Annotated in this window: 16 protein-coding genes; 7 read left to right on the top strand and 9 right to left on the bottom strand. The window is 73.5% G+C overall.

Annotated elements, in window-relative coordinates:
* Window positions 1-20 precede the first annotated feature (20 nt).
* Window positions 21-401 (top strand): hypothetical protein, encoded by a 381-nt coding sequence (locus KLO01_RS06765; RefSeq protein ID WP_147063453.1) that lies wholly within the window; start codon window positions 21-23, stop codon window positions 399-401.
* A 57-nt stretch (window positions 402-458) separates the two neighbouring features.
* On the opposite strand, the gene KLO01_RS06760 is transcribed toward KLO01_RS06765, so the two are convergent.
* Complete coding sequence (locus tag KLO01_RS06760) at window positions 459-1,382, bottom strand: hypothetical protein (protein WP_147063450.1); 924 nt, start codon at window positions 1,380-1,382, stop codon at window positions 459-461.
* A gap of 205 nt (window positions 1,383-1,587) precedes the next feature.
* Here KLO01_RS06760 and KLO01_RS06755 point away from each other — a divergent pair, with 205 nt between their 5' ends.
* Both KLO01_RS06755 and KLO01_RS06750 read left to right on the top strand, forming a co-directional pair.
* Window positions 1,588-1,824 carry a PLD nuclease N-terminal domain-containing protein gene (locus tag KLO01_RS06755; protein WP_147063448.1) on the top strand — a complete coding sequence of 79 codons (237 nt, stop codon included), beginning with the start codon at window positions 1,588-1,590 and terminating at the stop codon, window positions 1,822-1,824.
* A gap of 49 nt (window positions 1,825-1,873) precedes the next feature.
* Window positions 1,874-2,311: a methyltransferase family protein gene (locus KLO01_RS06750; protein ID WP_147063447.1), complete on the top strand. Its 438-nt coding sequence runs from the start codon at window positions 1,874-1,876 to the stop codon at window positions 2,309-2,311.
* Window positions 2,312-2,350: 39 nt separating this feature from the next.
* On the opposite strand, the gene KLO01_RS06745 is transcribed toward KLO01_RS06750, so the two are convergent.
* Together KLO01_RS06745 and KLO01_RS06740 are read right to left on the bottom strand one after the other, a co-directional pair.
* Complete coding sequence (locus KLO01_RS06745) at window positions 2,351-5,611, bottom strand: KAP family P-loop NTPase fold protein (RefSeq protein WP_147063445.1); 3,261 nt, start codon at window positions 5,609-5,611, stop codon at window positions 2,351-2,353.
* Window positions 5,612-5,804: 193 nt separating this feature from the next.
* Window positions 5,805-6,557, bottom strand: a complete 753-nt coding sequence (locus KLO01_RS06740) for an SDR family NAD(P)-dependent oxidoreductase (RefSeq protein ID WP_147063442.1) — start codon at window positions 6,555-6,557, stop codon at window positions 5,805-5,807.
* A 135-nt stretch (window positions 6,558-6,692) separates the two neighbouring features.
* On the opposite strand from KLO01_RS06740, the gene KLO01_RS06735 reads away from it, so the two are divergent.
* The 4 genes from KLO01_RS06735 (at window position 6,693) to KLO01_RS06720 (ending at window position 9,703) form a co-directional block, all read left to right on the top strand.
* Window positions 6,693-7,493 (top strand): aminoglycoside phosphotransferase, encoded by an 801-nt coding sequence (locus KLO01_RS06735; protein WP_246136093.1) that lies wholly within the window; start codon window positions 6,693-6,695, stop codon window positions 7,491-7,493.
* 38 nt (window positions 7,494-7,531) lie between these two features.
* Complete coding sequence (locus KLO01_RS06730; RefSeq protein ID WP_147063440.1) at window positions 7,532-7,873, top strand: MmcQ/YjbR family DNA-binding protein; 342 nt, start codon at window positions 7,532-7,534, stop codon at window positions 7,871-7,873.
* A gap of 95 nt (window positions 7,874-7,968) precedes the next feature.
* On the top strand, window positions 7,969-8,955 hold the full coding sequence (locus KLO01_RS06725) for a globin family protein (RefSeq protein ID WP_147063438.1): 987 nt from the start codon (window positions 7,969-7,971) through the stop codon (window positions 8,953-8,955).
* An 85-nt stretch (window positions 8,956-9,040) separates the two neighbouring features.
* The gene (locus tag KLO01_RS06720; RefSeq protein ID WP_147063436.1) at window positions 9,041-9,703 is read left to right on the top strand and encodes a hypothetical protein; all 663 of its coding nucleotides are present in this window, start codon (window positions 9,041-9,043) and stop codon (window positions 9,701-9,703) included.
* Window positions 9,704-9,726: 23 nt separating this feature from the next.
* Here the strand turns inward: KLO01_RS06720 and KLO01_RS06715 are convergent, their stop codons facing one another.
* The 6 genes from KLO01_RS06715 to KLO01_RS06695 form a co-directional block, all read right to left on the bottom strand.
* Window positions 9,727-10,971: a hypothetical protein gene (locus KLO01_RS06715; RefSeq protein ID WP_147063434.1), complete on the bottom strand. Its 1,245-nt coding sequence runs from the start codon at window positions 10,969-10,971 to the stop codon at window positions 9,727-9,729.
* Window positions 10,972-10,975: 4 nt separating this feature from the next.
* Window positions 10,976-11,371, bottom strand: a complete 396-nt coding sequence (locus tag KLO01_RS06710) for a hypothetical protein (protein WP_147063432.1) — start codon at window positions 11,369-11,371, stop codon at window positions 10,976-10,978.
* A complete protein-coding gene (locus tag KLO01_RS17485) occupies window positions 11,368-11,499 on the bottom strand; it encodes a hypothetical protein (RefSeq protein ID WP_275938372.1) in 132 nt (43 codons plus the stop codon). The genes KLO01_RS06710 and KLO01_RS17485 overlap by 4 nt, the downstream gene beginning before the upstream one ends.
* Before the next feature lie 63 nt (window positions 11,500-11,562).
* Window positions 11,563-15,342 (bottom strand): hypothetical protein, encoded by a 3,780-nt coding sequence (locus tag KLO01_RS06705; RefSeq protein ID WP_147063430.1) that lies wholly within the window; start codon window positions 15,340-15,342, stop codon window positions 11,563-11,565.
* A complete protein-coding gene (locus tag KLO01_RS06700; protein WP_147063428.1) occupies window positions 15,339-19,268 on the bottom strand; it encodes a hypothetical protein in 3,930 nt (1,309 codons plus the stop codon). Before KLO01_RS06700 ends, KLO01_RS06705 begins: the two co-directional genes overlap by 4 nt.
* Entirely contained in the window at window positions 19,265-20,275 is a 1,011-nt protein-coding gene (locus KLO01_RS06695) for a hypothetical protein (RefSeq protein ID WP_147063426.1), read from the bottom strand. Before KLO01_RS06695 ends, KLO01_RS06700 begins: the two co-directional genes overlap by 4 nt.
* Between the last annotated feature and the right edge of the window lie 2 nt (window positions 20,276-20,277).

The following is a 20,277-nucleotide window of genomic DNA, read 5'->3' as shown; positions in this document are numbered from 1 at the left end:
CTCAACCAGGGGAGAAGCACATGAAGATGGCGTCGAAGTTCGTCTCGGCGGCCGCGGTCGCGGCCATGGCGTCCGTGGCGGTGGTGACGATGGCAGCGCCGGCCCAGGCAGCAGACCACTACCTGTACTCGGCGAGTGGGAAGTCCTACGGCTGGTACGACGACCCGAACAACCGGATCGTCATGTGCGACATGGTCAACGGGGACGGCGACGGGGCGACGGCCTCGGTCCAGGGGGGCGGATGGGCCTGGGGTGGCAACCTCACGTACAACGGCTGCGTCGCCGACGGTGGGATCGCCGACGGTGTGAGCGTCCGCATGACGGTCTGCGACTGGGTCTGGTCGCCTGCTCAGCAGATGCGGACGACCACAGGCTGCCGGAACGAGTACTTCACGTCCTGACGTGGGCGCGGGACACCAGGGGCGTCCGTTCCTGGTGTCCCGCGGTTCAGGGGCAGATCAGTCGGCTGCGGACGATGCCGAGCTGAGGGCACGTCGGCGCTCGAACCAGCGCTCGAGCTCGGCCAGGGCTTCGGGGTCGAGGGCCTGCTCCGGGTCCGCGACGATGTCGCGCCGGATGCGGTCGCGCGCCACGGCATACATCGGTGCGCCCATGGCGTGCTCGAGGTTGTGGGCGTACCAGGGGCGGAAGCGCCGAGCACCCCAACGCTGGAGGGTGCCGGCGACGAGTCCCGGTCTTCCCCTGCGGCTCCAGAAGCCGACGGCGATGCTCATCGCCCACGCGAGGGCGAGCGCGAACCCCATGACACCGAGGGTCGAGGCGATCTCGTCGCTCGCGAAGTTGTCGAGGACGCTGCGCAGGTCGGCGTAGATCCTGCGGACCACGGGGTCCTGGAGGTTGAGCTGCGTGAGGAAGGCCTGCGCGTTCTGCGCCTGGCCCTCGAGCTCCTTGATCGACTCGAGCGAGGGTCGTCCGGCCCAGGCTGCCTGGATGTGGTCCTTCACCTGCGGGACCGTGTCGAGGATGTTGGTCGGGCGGATGCCGAGGAGCGCGTCCTTGGCCGCGGTGACCTCGTCGTAGGTCGTGCTGATGCGGTCGACGGTCGCTGAGCTCCGCTGGACCGCGGCGTCGAGCTGCTGCGGGTCGGGGGCGTGGTCTCGCGCGTAGTCGAGGGTGGCCTGGACCTGCTCGCGGTGCTCGACGACGTAGGCCGCCTGGTGGTAGCGCTCGGTGAGGTTGGGCACCGCGTGGACCGCGTCGTACGCCTTGCCGCCGACGGACTCCGAGCTGCTCAACGCCACGCTCAACGCCGCGGCGGCGCCGTAGGCCTTGATCACGAAGGCGACCACGGCGCCGACGATGCGCCGGCCGAGCTCCTCGGGTCTGCGGTAGAGGGGCCGGCCCTGGGCGACGGGTGTCATGGCGGACTCCGGGTTCGCGTGGTGTGGCTGGGAGCGTCCATCGCACCACGTTCGACGCCGCGGCGGCGGGAGGCAGCCCGTGCCTTCACGGCCCGTCCGCAGCGCCCTCGCGTGGAGTCGGGACCTCGGACCCTGCCGCTGCTCGGGGTCGCGCGAGTTGAGTGGTCCTGCGAGCCAGCCGCATCGAACCCATCAGGAGTGAGCCGTGAAGCGCAAGAAGTCCTGGTCCGAGCTCTCCCCGACCCAGCGCCGCCTCGTCGTGCTCGGCGCCGCGGTGCAGGTGACCCTGCAGGGCGCCGCGCTGCGGGACCTGCGCCGCCGCACGCCCGCCGAGGTCAAGGGCCCCAAGTGGGCGTGGACCTGCGCCACCTTCGTCAACACGGTCGGGCCGTGCGCGTACTTCCTGTTCGGCCGTCGCGGCGGCCTGCCCGCCCTGGACTGAATACCGCAGACCGGGTGACGCCGGCGACGCGGGGTGGGATCGTCGACGTATGCCGCACGTGCCGCCTCCCGTGTTCGCGCTCGCTGCCGCGGGGGTCCAGCACGCACTCGCGCCTCACGGTTCGGCCGGCTCCACCCGACGGGTCCTCGCCCTCGCGCTCGCTGCTGGCAGCGCCGGGCTGGCAGGCGCCACGATCCGCCGCTTCCGCGCCGCAGACACCACCGTCGACCCGACGCAGCCCACGAGGGCGACCACGCTCGTCACGGACGGTCCGAATGCGGTGACACGCAACCCGATGTACGTCGGGCTCGCCGGTCTGCTCACCGCCCACGCCGTGGCACGAGGTGGGCTCGCGCCGTGGTTCCCGGTGGCCGGCTTCGTCGCGGCGATCGACCGGTTCCAGATCGCCCCCGAGGAGGAGGCTCTGCGGGCGACGTTCGGGCAGGCCTACGACGACTACTGCGCCCGCGTGCGCCGATGGATCTGACCTCTCCCTTGGTGCGGTGACGCCTCTTCGCGGTCGGCCTCACGCATCGACCGCGTGGAAGGAGTAGCGCGCCACCCGCGGCATCCAGTGGTCGATGAGCTCCGGGGTGAGCTTCTCGGCAGGGAGCGTGGCGCACGCCACGCTCACCGGTCGCCATCCGGCATACGGGTCCTTCTGATCTGCCGGGGGTCGCTTCGGCAGGCCCTCGAGGAAGCGCGCGAGGTTCGGCTGGCCCATCGCCTTGAGCTGGCGGAGCATGCCGTCGTCGAGCCGTGCGGTGCCCGTCATGAGGGCGAGGAGGACGAGGACCGGCTCGTACTCCCTGCGCTCGAGGAACGCGTCGACGTCGTCGACCGAGACGCGGAGCAGCTGGTAGGTGTTGAGGAAGCGCTTGACGGCCCGGGGCGTCGCGATGAGGGGCAGGAACGTCATCATGACGTCGCGCTCGTCCGACGTGAGGCGCAGGGCGGCGGGGTTGAGGTCCTCCGCGGCCTCCGTCACCGGGTCGACCACGGGAGTGTCGCGGTCGCCGTGGACGCTCAGGCTGCCGACTGTCCCGCCAAGAGGGCTGGCGGACCCGCTCCCGTCCGGATCAGGACTCGTGACACCGGCCCCGCCCCCAGCCTGCGGTCCGTGGCCATCCCACACCAGGCCCGAGGGCAGGGCTGCGCCGTGACCATCACCGTCGGCCGACCCGGACCCCCCCGACACCTCGGGCGCCACGCGACGTGGTGACGCGTCGACCTCGCCCGCAAGGCTCGTCACGAGCTTGCCGAAGCCGCCGGAGTCCATCGGCTGGACCCAGAACGGGATCTGGATGATCTTCTCGAGGTAGTTCTGCGGCGTGGGCGCCTCGGGGTCACCCTTGTCGAAGGCCTCGCTGAACTGGCCGTCGAGAGAACGGATGAGCCAGCGCGAGTCGACGGCGACAACCACGACGAAGAGCTCGAAGCCGAAGAGGAGGTTGACGGCCTCGAGCACCCTGATGACCTCCTTGGCCGGGCAGCGGTCGAGGTCGTCGATGAAGATGACGATCCGCTCGATGCCGTGCGTGCCGTTGCTCCCCTCAGCCAGCGACGCCAGCTTGGCGAGGTCGTCGCGGATCATCGGCGCCATGCCGAGGTGCTGGCGGTACTCGGCAGCGGCGCTCCGGTCGCTCACGAAGCCGTAGAGCCCGGCCAGGCCCGAGGTCCTCGCCGCCGCGAGCGCCTCGGTGGCGCGCACGAGGTCGTCCTGCGCTCGACGCAGCCTCTCCTTGTCCGCCTCGTCGGCCCGCAACAGCTTCGCCGCCTGGTCGAGGCCCTGGTTCACCGGTCGCAGCACCCCGACAAGTCCGGTGATGAGCGAGACGGCGGCACTGAGGACCCCCGCGCCGGCGGTGACGACGTGGGCGAACGCGTCCGGCGCGGCCCAGTAGAGCAGGCCGGCTGCGACGGCGACGATCGCGAGGACGACAACGGTCCTCCTGCGCCACGCGGGCGCGATCTCCCACCCCTTGCGGAGGCGAGAGCCCGTGCTCCGCAGTCGGTCGTACTCGACCCGGAGGTCGCTCACCTGCTGCCTGGCCACGTCGACGTCGAGGGCGACCTCGATCTGGGACGTCGATCTCGCGCCCATGTCGTGGTCGGCGGCGACGACGCCGATGACCCGGTCGGCCGCCGCAGGAGTGGTCCTGCTCAGCTCGTCCTGCGCGGCACTGACCCGTCGCCGGGCCTGCGCGACGTGCTCGTCCTTGTCGGCCAGGTCCTGCAACATCTCCTGGTAGCGCTTGTCGTCCGTGAGGCGCTCACGGATCTGCTCGAAGACACGGTTGATGAGCGAGGCCCACAGCGCCTCCCCGTGGGCGTACTGCCACGCGTTGAACTCGACCGGGAGGATCTCGCGCAGGTATCCCGTCTCCTCCGTCGCGGCATCCGGGTCCTTGGCCTTCGCCTCGGCGTTGCGCTGCTCGAGCAGCTTCGACTGCTCCGCCAGCCGGTCGATGTGCAGCTGGACCTGCTTCATGATGAAGCTCTTGCCCGACCCCCACGCCCCGAAGAGGCCGATCGACAGCGGTGGGTGCACGTCCTTCGACGCGATGAGCCGCGCGAGCATGTCGACGTCGGCACGGATGTCGAGGTCGTCGTGACCCTCGTCGAGCAGGGCGGCGTTCGCCGAGTCGGCGGCGTAGTTGGCGCGCCGGACGGCAGTCCGTCGCACCGTCGCCGACGCGATCGAGCCCACCTGGGACACGTCTCCCTCGTAGAGCTCCTCCGCGCGCGCCTGCTCGGCCGCCGACAACCCGGCCGCGAGCTCGACGGCGTCGTCGGGGAGCAGACCCAGACCCCGTGCCTGCTGCACGAAGTCCGGCCTCACGACGCTGACGATGGTCGCGGCGACGGCGTCCCCCCGGCTGCGGAACCACGCCTCGAGGACGGGGTGGAGCAGGACCAGCTCGCCGAGGTTGCGGACCCAGACGACCTCGGCGCCGCTGCGCAGCAGGGTCTCGATCTCGCCCGGGTCGGGCTGGCGTTCACCGGTGCGCCCCTCGAGCCACTCGTGCAGGAGCAGCACCGGGGCATCCGGACGCTCGCGGCTCAGCGCCTCGTAGACCGTGCGGTAGGCGCCGCTCGCACCCGGCGCCACCACGGTGACGACAGGAACGTGCTCGCGCAGCTGCCGCCGCAGCTCGGGGTCGACGTCACGCTCGACATAGGGCCGCGGCCCGGTCCTGCCCTGTGGCACCACGACCCCGAACCGCTCGGGTGTGATGTCCTTCATGACCGGCAGGTCACCCTGGGGCGTGGACGGCGAGGGATCGACCGGCGACGGATCGACCGGGGTGTGGCGCAGCAGGGAGTTGACGATCGCGGTGGGATCGGCGCCCATGCCCCGCAGCCGGGTGTCGAGCAGGCCCCCGAAGGCCACGACGTCCCCGAGGACGGCGAGCGCGAGCGACCATGGCGTCACCGTCGGTTGCGCCGTGCTCGGCTGGAGGTAGGTGGTGAGGGCCCGGGTCAGCTCGCGGTCGAGTCCGTACGGCTCCCTCGACGGCGCCAGGTCCTCTCCGATACCCAGGAGGTCCGCGAGCGCCTCGACGGTGATCCCGTTCTCTGCGAGTGCCGCTCGCACTCGGTCGTCGGTGCGACCGAGCGCCCAGAGGAAGGTGCTCCGGTTGACGAGGGGGCCGTCTGCCCTCCTCCCGCTGTAGCGCTGTCCGTGCGCCGCCGCTGCCAACGCGACCGAGTCGGCCACCCCCGGCCCGACCGTGAGGCCGGCGGTCTCGATCATCGCCACGACCGGGTCCGGGGCGTCGCTCATCGGTGCGCTGCCCGAAGGCGGTGGAGGTTCGTAGCTCGTACTCATCTGGCACCCCTGTCACCAGAACGTCCGACCCTCCATCGTCCCGCAGCCACCCCGACCGCGTCAGCCCTTCGGGCAAATCCCACGACCACGGGCACGTATGCCGTGGAGCCGGCTCCGCGGCATACGGCGTCCTTCGTGGTGGCCGGGGTCAGCGCGCCATGTAGCCCCCGTCGATGTAGAGCTCGAGCCCGGTGACGAACGCCGCGTCGTCGCTCGCGAGGTAGGCCACCCCTGCGGCGATGTCCTCCGGCCGGCCGAGGTGACCCATCGGGGTGAGCGCAGTCATGCCGTCCCAGATGTCCGTGCCACGTGCCTGCTCGAGGATCGGGGTGGCGATGAAGCCCGGGTGGATCGAGTTGACCCGCACGCCCTGGGTCGCCCAGTGCAGCGCGATGTTCTTCGTGAGGGTGCGGACCGCTCCCTTCGCGGCGTGGTAGGCGGGCGAGGTGCCGAACCCGCCGCTCGCGCCGAAGATCGAGCTGATGTTGACGACCGACGCGTTGCCCGAGCGCTTGAGGGCCGCCGCGGCGACCTTCATGCCGAGGAAGACGCCGGTCTGGTCGATCGCGACCGTGCGTTCCCACTCCTCGAGCGTCGTGTCCTCGATCGGCTTGATGTCACCCATGCCCGCGTTGTTGACGAGGATGTCGAGACCGCCGAACTCCTCGAGTGCGCGCGCCGTCGCCGCCTCCCAGTCGGCCTCGCTCGACACGTCGTGGCGCTGGAAGGCGGCGCGGTGGCCGACGTCGACGAGCTCGCGGACCGTCGCCTCCCCGGCCTCGACCTGGATGTCGGTGACGAGGACGGCGGCTCCCTCCTCGGCGAGGCGGAACGCGGTGGCCCTGCCGATGCCACTGGCTGCTCCGGTGACGAGGGCGACGCGGCCTTCGAGCCTGTCCATGCTGTGCTCCTTGCGAGTCGTGGCTCCCGGTGCGTCCGGGGACGGCAGGTCCGGCCTGCACTGACAGTCAAGACCCGGTGGTGCGAGCGCGACAGGGACCATCGACCCGGTCCCGCCGACGGCGCATGTGGCACCGTGGGCGACGTGCAGCCGCCGGCCAGAGTCTTCGACCTCTTCGCCGTGCCCGACGACGCCGTGGCGCTCGAGGGCGGCCACGGCCACAGCGTCCTCGCCGGTGACCTCGTCCTGTCACCCGGGCGCGACCCGCACACCGCCGGCTGGCTCAACCCCGTCGTCGCGCCGCTGGCCGCCGAGCTCGACCACGAACGCCCGCGCTCGCTGCGCCTGGCGATGCCCATCCCGACCCGCGACCTGAACTGGGTCGTCGACGGCTGGGGCGCCAGCCGCTACGAACCCGACACGACCCCGTGCCGTGACCTCGACGTCCTGCTCGCCACCGGACGCCTGCTCCACGCGCGACTGGCGGCGCGCGTCGGGACGCGGCCGGACGGCATACGGGATCGCGAGAACCGCTGGACCAGAGCGGAACTGGTGGCGTTCGGCGAGAGGCAACCGGTCGGCCTGCCGACGCCCGTGGCCATGCTCACCACCCGCATCGTCGCGGCCCTCGACGCGACCGCCATCGGGCCCGACCAGCTCGTCCACGGCGACCTCGCCGGCAACGTCCTCCTCGACAAGGACGGCATCCCCCTCGTCATCGACCTCGCGCCGTACTGGCGACCGGCGCTCTGGGCCGACGCCGTCTGCGTCCTCGACGCCGTGCTGCACCTCGGCGCCGACGCCTCGGTCATGGCGCAGTGGGCGAGCGGCGCGGAGCGGCAGGCGATGCTGCGGGCCGCGCTGTTCCGCCTGCTCAGCGACGTGGACCCCGACCTCGACGCCTACCGCGATGCCCTCGAGAGGGGCCCGATCTGACGGTGCCGGATGTCGGCGCCCGCTGCCACGCTGGTGCCATGGCGGTCACGATCGACGACGTCCGCGCGGTGGCGGAGGGTCTGCCACGCACCTACGAGGCCGTCGTTCGTGACCGCGTGAAGTTCCGCGTCGGCAGCATCGTCTGGGTCGCGTTCAACGCCGCCGAGACCGAGATGGGCTTCGCCTTCCCCAAGGAGGAGCGGGCCTGGCTCATCGCCCAGGAGCCCGACACGTTCTTCCTGCCGCGCGAGTCCGAGATGCGGTTCAACTGGGTCGAGTCCCGTCTCGACCGACTCGACGAGGAGCGGATGCGTGAGCTCGTGCTCGACGCGTGGTGCATGGTCGTCCCGCGCACGCTCTGGTCGTATGCCGGCCGCTGACTTTCGCCCGCGAGCCGCCGCCGGGTGCGTGGTGCGAACCTGAGAACATTCGGGACGCGCACGTGCGCACCGGGTCCACCGCGAAAGGAGCAGTCATGTGGCCGTGGCTCATGATCGTCGCGGGCACCCTGCTCATCGTCGGTGCCCTCATCGCCCGCCACCGGATCCTGCGCGACTACCACGCCGGGCTCGCCCGTGTTTCGCGCGAGACGGTCGCGGACGACGTCGTCGCGCCGGTCGTCGTGGACGAGCCGGAGCCCCTGGCGCCGATGCCTGTGATGCCCGAGCAGGCCTCTCCTGAGCCGGCGCCCGCTGAGCCCGCGCCGCACGAGCCCGCACCCGAACCCGAGCCCGAGCCTCTGCCACCGACCGGGCAGATCCGCGCGGTGTCGGCTGACGAGGTGCCGATCTTCGTCGTGACCGCGAGCGACCCGTCCACGCGCACCGTCGAGGAGACGGCGCCGACCGAGCTGCTCGGGCCCGAGCGTCCGGCACCGGAGCCGGTCCTCCCGCCCCGGCCGGCCTTCGCCCGGGCGACCGACCCGCCACCACCCGCGGCCGCGCCCGAGCCCGCGTCATCCCCGGCGCCCGTGGCGCCGCCGACACTCCCGACCACGGACCCGGCCCTGCTCTTCGCCGACCAGCCGATCGGCCATCGGCTCAGCACCGCGCCGACGCTGCGGCTCGGGACGCAGGAGGTGCCGCTCCAGGAGTGGCTGCGCTACTACGCCGACGGCGACGCCTGGTCCGGGGTCATCCAGAGCATCACCGACCGGATCACCGGCGACGAGCAGCTCAGGCCCTGGTTCGGCGGCATGGACAAGGAGACCCTGCGGCGCCACGTCATGACGACGATGATGATGCTGGCCGGCGAGGGCGTGACGGTCGGTGCCCTGCGGCGCCTCGCCGGCGCCCACCTCGACTTCGTCCGCGCCGGCGGGGAGCCCGTCACCGCGCCGGTCTGGGCGCGCCTCGCGGCCACCCTCGCCAACGCCCTGCGCGAGCACCGCGTGCCCGAGTCCGCGATCCGTGGCGTCGAGGTCACCGCCGCCCCGCTGCGGTCCGCCATCGTCGCGCGCTGACCCCTGCGCCTGCGGGGCGTCCGCCGGCACCCGAACCGGCACACTTGTCGGACCGGACCGACAGGACCCGGCGGACGGAGGAGCGATGCTCGACACCCTCGGTGGCCTCCTCGCGCTCGCCGTCGTCCTCGGCATCCCGATCGGGATCCTTGCGCTGTCGCGTCGGCGTCGCCCCCTCGACGAGGTCGTCACCCGGGGTTCGGCACACGGCCACGACGGGCTGGCGGTCCATCCGTGGCGCGGCCATCCCTCGCTGCGCATCGTCGCGTGGGTCGTGACCGTCGCGGTTCTCGTCCTGGGCGTCTTCTTCCTGCTCGGTGGGCAGCCGTACGCCGCGGCCTTCTGTCTCGTCGGGGGTGGGCTCATGGCCTACCTGTCGTGGGCGCGCGCCACGGGCCGCGCTGGGGACGGGACGTTGACCTTCACCCCGGAAGGTCTGCACCAGCTGCGCGGCGGGTCCGAGGTCTTCGTCCCGTGGGAGGACGTGCGGGGCCTCGTCACCACCCCGACCGACCTCATCGTCGAGACCACGCGCCCTGCCGTCCCGGTCCAGCACATGCTCCCGCTGCTGGGTCGGCGCAAGGTCGCGCAGAACGACGCCGTCGCGCTGCCCCACGAGGGTCTGCCGCCGCTGCCCTACCAGGACATGGTCGCGCTCTACTCGGAGTCGGCCGCGGCCCGCGACGAGCTCGCGAGCGACGAGCCGGTCGAGCGTGCCCGCACCCTCCTCGCCGACCTCACCCGCTGACGGACCCGGCGTCCGCGGGGCGGTCAGGTCGAGAAGACGACGACCCGCGGCTCGATGTTGCGGCGGTTCGTCCCGCCCTGGAGCGTCGCCCCTGCCGCCACCCACGACGTGCGCCGGCTCGGGTGCGGACGGACCGTCAGGTAGTCGCCCCACTTGCCGTCGGTGGGCGTGTGCGTCGACCTCGCGACCGTCGCCATCTCCCACGCGGGCACGGCACCGCCACTCCTGGGCGGGAACCCCGACAGCGCCCCGACGGCCAGGGCGGGCAGGTTGCGCTCACCGAAGTACGCCGCCATCCCCACCCGTCCGGACACCGAGGGGGCGAGCGCGGGATACGCCCACGGTCCCGTCGCCGACCACAGGTCCGGCTCGGCGACGACGTCGAGCGTGGACTCGTCGATGACGGCGCAGCGGACGAACGGGTGCGGCCGGTCCGCGCGACGCCCCGACGACCACGCGAAGCCGAGCCGCGACCCGACCCGGAACGCGCCGGTGACCCGGTCGTCGGCGCGCGACAGCCACTCGCCGCCGGCCGGCCCGACGGAGTCGTAGTCGCTGTCGTCCCACGGTGACACCCGCACCGACCACTGGGTCACCGACGGCGACGAGTCCGGCCACGCGAACACCCGCAGCGACGAGCTCGACACGTCGGTCGACCCGAACCACATCGTGTCGCCGGCGCCACCTGCTCCCGCCCCGGCCACGGGGCGCAGCGACCCTGCCGTGGTCGTCGTCCAGTACTCGTGGGGCAGCGGCCCCGCCTTCGTCAGCCCCGCCCGGGGCCACCGCACGACGACCGCGCGCACCCAGCGGTCGCTCGCGTCGTAGACGTTCGTCGTGAGGACGAGGTGCCTGCGGGTGAGCCCGAGGTCGGGGAAGTCGAACCACACCTTGTCCCACGAGCGCACGAGGTCGCTCGGCGCGAGGTCCCACCAGCGCCAGGACCGCGGTCGACCGGTGCTCGACACCGCGAGCCGCTGGATGTTGTTCTGGCCTGCCCGCGGTGGCTCGTACTGCAGCAGCCAGACCCACAGCCGGCCGACGCGCAGCACCACCTGGTCGCACCCGAAGCGCCCACGGTCGGCCGGCAGCTCGGTGAACGGGTCGAGGAACTCCCAGCTCGCACCCATGTCCGGCGAGTGCGTCGCGTACCAGTTGCCCGTCACGAACAGCCCGCTGCCCGACGCGGCGACGCTCGGCTCGCTCACCGTCCCGGTCTGGATCCCGGTCGCGGCGTCGCCGAGCGCCAGGTCGGTGCGGATCCTCACCACGTCAGCCGCCGGGCCGCTCGGTGGGCTCGCCCGGCTCGGTGGCCTCGGCCGGGCTGCAGACGAGATCCGGTATGCCGTCCGCCCCCGTCGCGTCCGCCGCTCCACCTTCCCGGGTCGGCCCGGGAGCCTTGCGGCGACGGGACTTGCGCGCCTCCTTGGCGTCGAGCAGCGCGTCGGTGGCGGGCTCGGCGGCACCACCCGCTGGATCCGCGGCCCCGGTCGCGATCCCGGAGTCGTCCGCGGCACCATCCGCACCATCGCCGGCGGCGCGTGCCGCGAGGCGCTCGGCCAGTGCGTCCGAGGGGTTCGCGGGTCGCGGCTTCGGCGGCTCGTGCCGACCCGCGAGCTCGGACTCGCCGCTCCTGCTGTCCGTCGACCGCCCCTTCGGGCGCGTCACGGCCGGCGCACCCTCTCGGGCTTGGCGCGCCACGACCGCACGGCGGCCTTGACGGCGTTCCACCCCTCGACGATGAGGATGACGATCGGGATGAGCAGGACCGGGTACTGCTCGAAGAACGGTTCCATCGTCAGACCTCTCTCTGGGGTGTTCGCGTGTGCGGGGCGAGTTCCACTGCAGTCAGGGGGCGCTCACGGCAGGGCCACCGTCGGACGGGGAGCCAGCGCGACGACCCGGCACGCGGCATACGGCCACTGCCGGACGAGCTGCTCGACCGTCACCGGCAGCGGTGCGATCGGCAGGATCGGGTTGTTGGGCGGCTCGACGTCGTCGTCGAACGACCCGACGAGCGCGAGGAAGACCGCGGCGACCGGCGCGACGGCCGGCAGGGCGGGCGCGGTGAGGTCGACGTCGAACGAGACCGCGCGCGGTGACCGGGCGTCGAGCGGCGCCGAGAGCGGGTGGCGGGCCGAGCCGTCGGGGAGCCGGGTGACCGTCCACCCGCCCGGGACCGGCCCACCCTGCGCCGCCGACGTCCACGCCCGGGTGTGCAGGTCGACCACACCCGCGACCGGCGCGGTGAGGCCGGCGGCGAGGGTCGGGACGAACCGCCACAGCAGCACCGCCCACGCGTCACCCGCGGCCACGGCGCGCGAGTCCCGGTGGTGCAGGAGGACATCGACGGTCGAGGGCTCTGAGTAGACGCTCCAGTGGCCGGCGTTGGTGCCCGGCGGGACGACGCACTCCATGAGGTCGACCTCCCCGGCGGCGAGGTTCGGGACGGTCGGCGTCGACCAGGCCGGACGGCATACGGCGAGCGAGCCCGCGGGACCGGGGGCGACCGTGAGGTTCGGCGCGAGCCGGGTCGCCACGATCGGGTCCCAGAGGGCCCGGTCGATGAACTGCCCTGCAGGGAGCCCCAACCGGGCCCGCTCGAACGCGACGATGTCGCCGATCGGCGGGTCCCACTGCCCCGTGGGGACGATGTTGGGATGGCGCCACCGCAGCGCCGTCTGGAACTGCCACAGCTCGTAGGGACTCGGGTTGAGCGCGTCGATCCGCCCGCCCTGCCACGCGGGCGCGGCGGCCACGGGGACCCGGGGGCGCACGACGATGTCGGGGCTGCTGTGCGACGGCAGGACCGCGACCGGGGGGCGCAGCGGGTCGGTCGTCGGTGTCGGGAGCATGCGCCGGTCGTCGGCGGCGTGGACCCGCACGTAGGTCTCGCGGCGGGCGTCGGTGAGCAGGTCGACCTCCCACACACCGCGCGCCTGCACCGCCGCCCGCAGCATCCGCCTGCGGGTCGCGATCGGCGGGGGAGGTGCGGGCAGTGGCGGCACCGTGGGGTCGACCCAGATCCCGAGGTCCTGGACGGTGGTCTGGGGCAGGCCGTTGTCGTAGAGGTCCCAGTCGTGCAGCCCGGCGTCGTCGCGACGGTGCCCGTGCCAGACACCGGTCGCCGTCCCGACGTAGACCTCGGTCGTGTTCCCCGGGTCGACGACCGCGGCGTATGCCGGGTCGAGCGGACCCAGCACGCCGAGCGGACCGGGGAGGCGGCGTCGCAGACCCGTGGCGCGGAACCGGTCGGTGGTCGAGGAGTACCACCAGACCGTCTCACTTTCGTTGCCGAGGGTCCCGAGCGTCGTGACGTAGAAGTCGTGGCTCCCGGGGACGGGTGCAACGTCGGTGACGACGTGGGTGCGGGGGATCGCGACGGCGCTCGCGCGCAGCGACCACCGCTTGTCGACCCAGTTGCCCGAGCCGAGCTGGGTCCACCGGACGATGCCGTTGTCGAAGGCCGCGAGCAGCTCGGTCCCCGTCACCCACCGGACCGTGTGGACCCGGCGGAAGCCGATGTCGGGGGTACCGCCGTGCGGGACGCCACGGCTCTGGGACGCCAGGTTGATGTCGGCACCCGCGGCGGTGCGACGGTCGCCGGCGGGGGCTCCGGTGGCCACCGTGTGCACCGGCAGCACCCGCCAGGTGCACGGACCGACCCCGCCCAGGTCGTCGCTGACCCAGACCCGGTTCGTGCCGAGGGCGATCCGGCCTCCGGCGCCGTGGGCCACGGCGGAGGCGCCGGAGTAGAACGAGGAGAGGTTGTTCTCGCGGTCTGCGGTGATCGACCCCCAGTTGGGGGCGAGCGGCTGGCGCTGGAGCGGGTCGATGAAGCTGGCGTCGTTGCCCTGCCACGCCCCCTGCACCTCCTGCCCGACGAGGACGTGGTGACGCGTCGGGTGGAAGGCCACGCCACCACCGTCGGCCGAGTACACCTGGTCCCACACCGTGTCGCCGGTGCGAAGGAGGACCCCGTTGTCCTGCACCCCGATCGCGAGGGTGTGGCCCGAGAGCGGGTGCGAGGCGACGAACCCCGCCTCGAGGGTGGCCAGCCCACCGCCACGGGAGGCGAAGGAGTGGGCCCGGCCGCCCACGGTCGAGACGAAGACCCCACCGTCACACCCCACCCACACGGTGCGGCTGCCCGGCGCACCCACGAGCCGGATGACGTGGACGTCGGAGTGCACCGTGTTGCCGATGAGCCCGGCGTCGGTCGCGCTGTCCGCGAGTGTCGAGAGGCCGGGGGCCGCGACCACGGCCAGCCCAGCCTGGACGTCGACCGCCCACAGCGACGCGACCCAGCCGCCGGTGCCCGTGGGCGAGAAGGCGCTCCCGCCGAAGTAGAGCCGGTCCACCGTGCTGTCGGCGGTCCCGTCGAGGTCCTGCAGCGCGGGCACCGGCGCACGGTCCACGACGATGCACTGGTCGTAGTCGCTCTGCCCGGTGCGGAACGCGTTCGGCACGTTGAGCAGCGGCTGCGCGACGGGCGGGTTGAGCGTCGCGTCTGCGATCTGGTGGACCGCGGCGGGCCCACCCGAGGCGAAGAGCGCATAGACCCGGTTGCCGGCCGCCACCGCCAGCGAGATGCGGTCGTCGACGACGACCGTGCCCGGCCCGAGGGTCGGGACCGGGGCGATCGTCGCCCCGGCGTCGTCGCTCGTCACGAGGCCGAACGTGTCGACCGCGAGCACGAGCCGGCCACCGGGAAGCCAGAGCACGTCGGTGAAGACCGGCGCGGCGGGCCAGCCGGCAGGAGCCGCCCCGCCGACGTGGGCGAGCGCGCAGGGGGTCCACCGGTAGGTGCCGCGGGCCGGGAACCCGCCCGCCGCCGGCACCGCCTGACGGAGCCCGGTGAACAGGCCCGCCGAGCTGGCGGCGATGACGCGGTGGGCCCGCACCCCGCTCGTGGCGCCGACGTCGGTGTTGGGGTCGTGGGCGATCCGATAGGTCCGCGCGCCCTCGAAGGTCGCGAGCGCGTTGACGTCGGGCTCCCACGGGTCGTCGTGGGTGACCGCCAGCGTCACCGGCCCGACGGCGGACAGCACCCCGATCCCACCCTGCGCCGCACCCGAGTGCGAGGGACTCGCGGACACCTCGCCCGTGCCGACGAGGACGAGGTCGTGCTCGGCGTCGGCGCCGAAGACCACCTCCACACAGCCGACGGTGAGCGCGTTGGTGCGGCCGCCCGCCACCCGGCCCCGCGTCACCCAGCCACCCACGGGGGCCCACGTCGCGCCGGCGTCCTCGGTGTACCAGAGACCTCCGTTGCCGGACGCGGCATACGCGCGCAGGCCGTTCGGGGAGACGGCGAGGTCGTTGATCCGGCCGGTGACCCGCGGCCGTCCGGTCGCCTGCCCGCGCCGCACGACGGAGGGACCGACCGGCACCCAGCGTCCGGCGGCCGTGGCCGACGGCGCGGCGAGCGGCCCACCACGGCGGGCATCGCGCGCGGCGTCGTCGTCCGCGGCCTCGCCCTCGGCGTCGGCCAGCCGCTGGAGCGCCTCGGCGAGGGCGGCGGTGTCCGGCTCGCCGCGCATCTCGTCGCGCCAGGCCTGTCGCCTGCGAGCGTTGCCGCGGCGCACCGCCTTGCGCGCAGCGCGGGCCCGGCGACGGCCGTCGTCGACGTCGCTCACGGGGCACCCCCTGGCGGTGTGGCTTGGGCGCCACCGGCTGCCGGCTTCGGCGCGGGTGCGGGGGCCACCCTGATCCAGCCCTCCTGGGCCTCGTGCGGCATGGGCGGCAGGTAGGCCGAGGTCGACGCCGCGACGATCGGGTCGTCGCGCCAGGTGAGCGGCCCGGTGCGCCGGGTGAACTGCTGGTCCGGACCGAACGACGCCACCTTGGGCAGCCGCACCTGCGCCGGGTCGACGAGGACGGGCCCGGTGCGCAGCGACGGGACGAGCCGGCGCAGCCCCGGACTCACCCACTCGTCGGCGAGCGCGAGCGACTTGCGCGGCAGGATGCCGGACGTGAGGTGCGCCTTGCCGCCGGGCAGCATGAGGATCGTCAGCCGCCGGGTCTCACCGAGCCGGACCTCGACGGTGTCCTCGAGCTCGAGGTAGGGGTGGTCGAGCGGCCGGACGTCCGGCACGTCGTTGCTGCCGAGCAGCCCGAGCTGCCCGCGGTGGCGTCCGGTGTCGAGGGCGAGCGCGGCGACGACCTTGTCGACGACGTGGAACCGTGCGTAGTCGTCGTCGACGAAGAAGCCGAGCACCGCGTCGTCGCTGCGTCCCAGCTCGCCGATGCGCACCGGGAACCGGTGCCTCGACAGCTCGGCGTATGCCGCGCGCCGCGCCGCGACCGCGTCGGTCCCCCCGCCACCCGCGGTGACCGTCACCTCGTCGACGTCGTCGGGTGCGTCGATCCGCAGGGTGGCGCGCACGACCGCGATCGGTCGGCCGACGAGCCCGGCGACGGTGGGCGTGCCGAGCGACGAGAACGCGTCGACCGACCACATCGTCGAGTCGACGGCCCGCAGCAGCGCGGTGAGGGAGCTCGACTCGCCGGGGTCGGTGGTCCCGTTGCGGGCGGCGATGTCGGCGCGGACCACGCCGTCCGCGAAGAGCCCGACGTGCTGCGCGTGCGCGGGCAGCGCCGTCATCGGCCCCGCGTCCGGGGGGATCGGCCGGCCGGGCGCCGGCTCCCACGTCACCGCGTCGGTGATCGCGTCGTGGGTGAGCTCGCCGATCGGGTCTCCGGCGCGGTCGAAGACCTCGAGCGACTCGTCCATGTGGTCGGGCAGGAGGAACCCGCAGACCGGGTTGACCGCGACCTCGGGGTGGACCTGGTCCACCCACGCCTCGAGCGCCGTCGCCGGGTCGCTGCCGAGCGGGTGCGCCGGGTCGACGAGCCGGAAGAGCCACCGGGCGGCGTTCTGGATCCGCGGGGTGAGGCGCAGCTCGCCCGGTGTGCCGGTGTCGAGCTGGGTCGTCGTCACGACGTCGTCGACGGGCACGTCGAGCGTGCGGCCGAAGGCGTCGACGAGCCGGAGCTCCTCGATGGTGGCGGTGCCGCCGAAGACCGGCACCGGCAGGGCGTCCGCGACCGGCTTCTTCGTGTCCTCGTCGCGCACGACGATGCCCGAGTAGCGGATGCCGAGGAGCTGCTCGCGCAGCCCGTCGAGCGAGGCGGACGCGAGGTCGAGCGGGTCGAGGAAGGTCGCGAGCTCCCCGAGCGCGACCTCGTCGGCGTCCTCGAGCTGCGAGCTCGTCACGTCGGCCTCGTCACGTCGCTGCTCGGCGACGAGCCACTCGCGGATCCCGTTCGACAGCGCGTCGCCGACGCCGCGGTGCAGGGGTGAGCGGCCGGCATACGTCCGCGTGAGGGGTGAGGCGACGGGCTCGCCCTCGAGGTCCGTGGTCCCGAGCGTCCAGCCCTCCAGCGAGGCCGCGCCGTCGAGCCGCACCCGCCACTCGAGGAAGAGCGGGACCCACGGCTGGCGCCAGGTCGTGATCGCGACCGGGCTCGGTGGCGTCCCGGGATAGGCGCTGTATGCCGCGAGCTCGGCAGCGCTGTCGACCGCGGCCGGCGAGCGGCGGGCTCCGGCGTGGTGCCACGTCTCCTTGAGCGCACCGTCGGAGGCGCGCTTCGCGATCTCGGTGAGCGCTCCGACCCCGGTGCCGTCGTAGGCCGCGTCCGAGCCGTGGATCCGGACCAGCTCGGAGACGAGGCGGGTGTGGACCGGGCCGACGTCCTTGCCGGGCGTCGCACCGGCAGCGGCGAGCCAGCCGTGGTGGTAGCCGTCGAGCAGGGTCGCCTCACGCACGATCCGGGTGACCTCGGGTGGGATGGCGCCGCTGCCCAGGGTCGGGACGACGGTCCGTCCGTCGACGACCCCGTCGATGGCCGGGAGCGCCTCGCCGGGGTACCGGCACCGCAGCAGCCCACCCTCGTGGAGCCCGTCACCGTGGTGGCGGTGGTGCGGCTTGACGCCCGAGACCGCGACCATGAGCGGGGCCGGGCGGTAGCGGCGCGGCGGCGCCTTGGGGACGGTGCGCGCGGTGGGACCTGCCGGTGGCGCGGCCGCCGACGCGGTCGGTCTCGGGGTGCCGGCGCGATCGCGCCGCTGGACCTTCTCGGTGAGGCGCTCGCTGGCCCGCGACGAGGACCTCCGGGCCGTGTCGGCGAACATCCGCACCCCGGTCGCCCACTCGACCCGGACCTCCTCGAGACCCGATGCCGCCTGTGCGCCCCGGCCCTTGCGTCCCACCCGGGTCGGTCCGAACGGCGAGGAGTCCTCGGCGCGCACGACGTCGTCGTGGCTGCCCTCGACCGGTGGCGCCGAGAGCGACCAAAAGCCGTCGGAGTGCTCGCGCTCCTCGAGGTCGGCGAGCCCGTCCTGGGCGCCGAGCTCCGACAGGGTCCCTGCGGTGAAGGCGGCGACGAGCCGCTCGGCGAGCAGGCGCTGGTCGGCGCTGAGGCCCAGACCGGTGGCCAGGCCCGGCGCGGCGAAGGCGGCGGCGAGGTCGTCGAGGTCGAGCCCCGCCGAGGCACCGAGCACCTCCCGGGCGGGGCGCTCGTCGACGCCGTCGACGGAGCCGTCGATGGGCACGCCGAGGACGCTGCCGTGGCAGAGCGCGTGGTAGCGCGTCGTGCCGATGCCGACGAAGGTCCGCTCGGTGGCGCGCACGGGCAGCCCGGCGGTGGGTGCGACGTCCTCGTCCTGGACGGTGTCGGAGCCGTACTTGCGGACGAAGGTTGTCGCCGTGGTGGTCCTGGCCGAGGTGAGCCCCATCCGGCGGACAAGGGCATTGACGCGCGGGTCCGGCGGCTCGTCCCACGAGTCCTCACCCTCTCGGCCCAGACCCCAGCCGAGACCGGCCAGCACCCGCTGGAGCTCGACCGTTCCGGTGGCGGAGGCGAGCGGGTCCTCCTCGCGCACGCTCCACCAGCCCGCGACCGTGTATGCCGCCCGCCCCGCGTCCCAGCCCTGGGGCGCCGCCGGGGCCAGCGCCGGCAGGTCCGTGAGCGGGTCGTGGAGCGCGAAGCGGTTGCGCGACGCGGCATACGCCGCCGTCCACAGCGGTGACCCACCACGGAACCCGTCGAGGGGGGTGAAGGTCTCGTCGACGGGCGCGGACGACGCGGCACCGGTGTAGTCGAGGAGCGAGGTGACCGTCCCGGTGACGGCGTCGACGACCCAGCCGGTGACATGGATGGAGCGCGAGCCGTTGGGGTAGAGGTGGCGGACGACGACCCAGCGGTCGGGCAGCACCGGCAGCCGGAGGTCACCCGTGACGGGGTCGGTCGAGCCGCGCAGGAGCGAGTCCGGCATGGCCCAGTGCAGGTGCACCCCGGCAGCGAGGGGCGACCCGGCGTCGAAGGGGTCCGGGTCGCCGGTGCGTCCGGCCACGGCGACGACCGGGTCGCTCCCGCCGGTCGGGGCGACGAAGGCCTGGACGTCCACGGGCACGAGGATCCGCCGGTCGCGCGACAGGCGCTTGTCCCACGTCTGGAAGGTCGCGAGGTCGGTGTCGGCGGCGGCGAGGGCTGCCCAGCGGGCGGTGTAGGCCGTGGCCTTGAGCACCGTGCCGGAGACCTCGAACGGGATCTGGCTCATCGCGGGTCCTTCATCGCGACGAACGTCTGCGCGACGTGGTCGGCGTACATGATCCGCGGCTGGAAGACCGTCTTGATGGGCACGTTGCCGGTCGGTCCCTCGGCGTCACCGAAGACCTGGCGGTAGGGGAAGCGGATGAGCTGGAGGGCGTACTCCGCGGAGTCGAGGCCGTCGGCCGCCCCGGTGCCCGGGTGCGACGGCTTGGCCAGCTCGGTCGAGATCGCCTGGATGTCGACGACCCCCGGCGCCCCGTCGGCGCGGAAGGGCACGTCGATGACGTTGGCGGCGCCGGGCAGGTCCTCGAAGGTGTCGCGCTTGCGCGCCCGGAACGTCGCCGAGAGCTGGCCCGTCGTGGCGGCGACGTCGAAGCCGAACTGCACGCCCTGGCGCGGCTCCTCGATGTGCACGACCGCGGGGACGCCGTCGAAGAGGACGAGCAGGACGGCGGGGGCGAGGCGCTCGAGTCGCAGCAGCCGCATCCGGCGCGGGTCGACCTCGGGGTAGGTCGCGTCGTCGGCCTCCTCGGGGTCGACCGAGAACGCACGCACGTGCAGCCCCGGCCACCCCGACACCGCCCTGCTGCGCAGCAGGAAGCCGCTCACCGACTCGACCTTGCCCTCGAAGCGCGGGCTGCCCGCGGCCCGGCGATAGTTGCGCTCCTCGGTGTCGAGCTCGTCGCGGACGGCGTCGTACTGCGCGGTGAGCTGCACCCGGTCGTCGCTGTTGACGGTGCCGGCCGAGAGGGCGCCCTGAACGAGCGCGTCGGTCCACCGCCGGTCGAGGTAGAACCAGCGGATCGACTCCTCGGGCAGGAGCTCGGTGTCGGCGACGAGGTTGGCGAACGGCACGCCCTCGAGCAGCCGCAGCCGCACGAGCCACCGGCGCAGCTCGGCCGGCATGGCACCGGGGTCGTCGTCGTCCCGGGGCGGGTGCTCCGCACCGGTGTCGGTCGTCGCGGCGTAGGCCTTCGGCAGGTCACCCAGCATCTGGTGGACGTCGGTTCTCATCG

The sequence above is a fragment of the Knoellia locipacati genome (genome assembly GCF_007992835.1).
Lineage (GTDB): Bacteria > Actinomycetota > Actinomycetes > Actinomycetales > Dermatophilaceae > Knoellia > Knoellia locipacati.
This window is presented reverse-complemented; position numbering and strand designations above follow the sequence as displayed.

What these genes read in the sequence shown, in the direction of transcription:
- KLO01_RS06765 (WP_147063453.1), top strand. Translation starts at nt 21, where the DNA reads ATGAAGATGGCGTCGAAGTTCGTCTCGGCGGCCGCGGTCGCGGCCATG.
- KLO01_RS06760 (WP_147063450.1), bottom strand. Translation starts at nt 1,382, where the DNA reads ATGACACCCGTCGCCCAGGGCCGGCCCCTCTACCGCAGACCCGAGGAG.
- KLO01_RS06750 (WP_147063447.1), top strand. Translation starts at nt 1,874, where the DNA reads ATGCCGCACGTGCCGCCTCCCGTGTTCGCGCTCGCTGCCGCGGGGGTC.
- KLO01_RS06745 (WP_147063445.1), bottom strand. Translation starts at nt 5,611, where the DNA reads ATGAGCGACGCCCCGGACCCGGTCGTGGCGATGATCGAGACCGCCGGC.
- KLO01_RS06740 (WP_147063442.1), bottom strand. Translation starts at nt 6,557, where the DNA reads ATGGACAGGCTCGAAGGCCGCGTCGCCCTCGTCACCGGAGCAGCCAGT.
- KLO01_RS06730 (WP_147063440.1), top strand. Translation starts at nt 7,532, where the DNA reads ATGGCGGTCACGATCGACGACGTCCGCGCGGTGGCGGAGGGTCTGCCA.
- KLO01_RS06725 (WP_147063438.1), top strand. Translation starts at nt 7,969, where the DNA reads ATGTGGCCGTGGCTCATGATCGTCGCGGGCACCCTGCTCATCGTCGGT.
- KLO01_RS06720 (WP_147063436.1), top strand. Translation starts at nt 9,041, where the DNA reads ATGCTCGACACCCTCGGTGGCCTCCTCGCGCTCGCCGTCGTCCTCGGC.
- KLO01_RS17485 (WP_275938372.1), bottom strand. Translation starts at nt 11,499, where the DNA reads ATGGAACCGTTCTTCGAGCAGTACCCGGTCCTGCTCATCCCGATCGTC.
- KLO01_RS06700 (WP_147063428.1), bottom strand. Translation starts at nt 19,268, where the DNA reads ATGAGCCAGATCCCGTTCGAGGTCTCCGGCACGGTGCTCAAGGCCACG.
- KLO01_RS06695 (WP_147063426.1), bottom strand. Translation starts at nt 20,275, where the DNA reads ATGAGAACCGACGTCCACCAGATGCTGGGTGACCTGCCGAAGGCCTAC.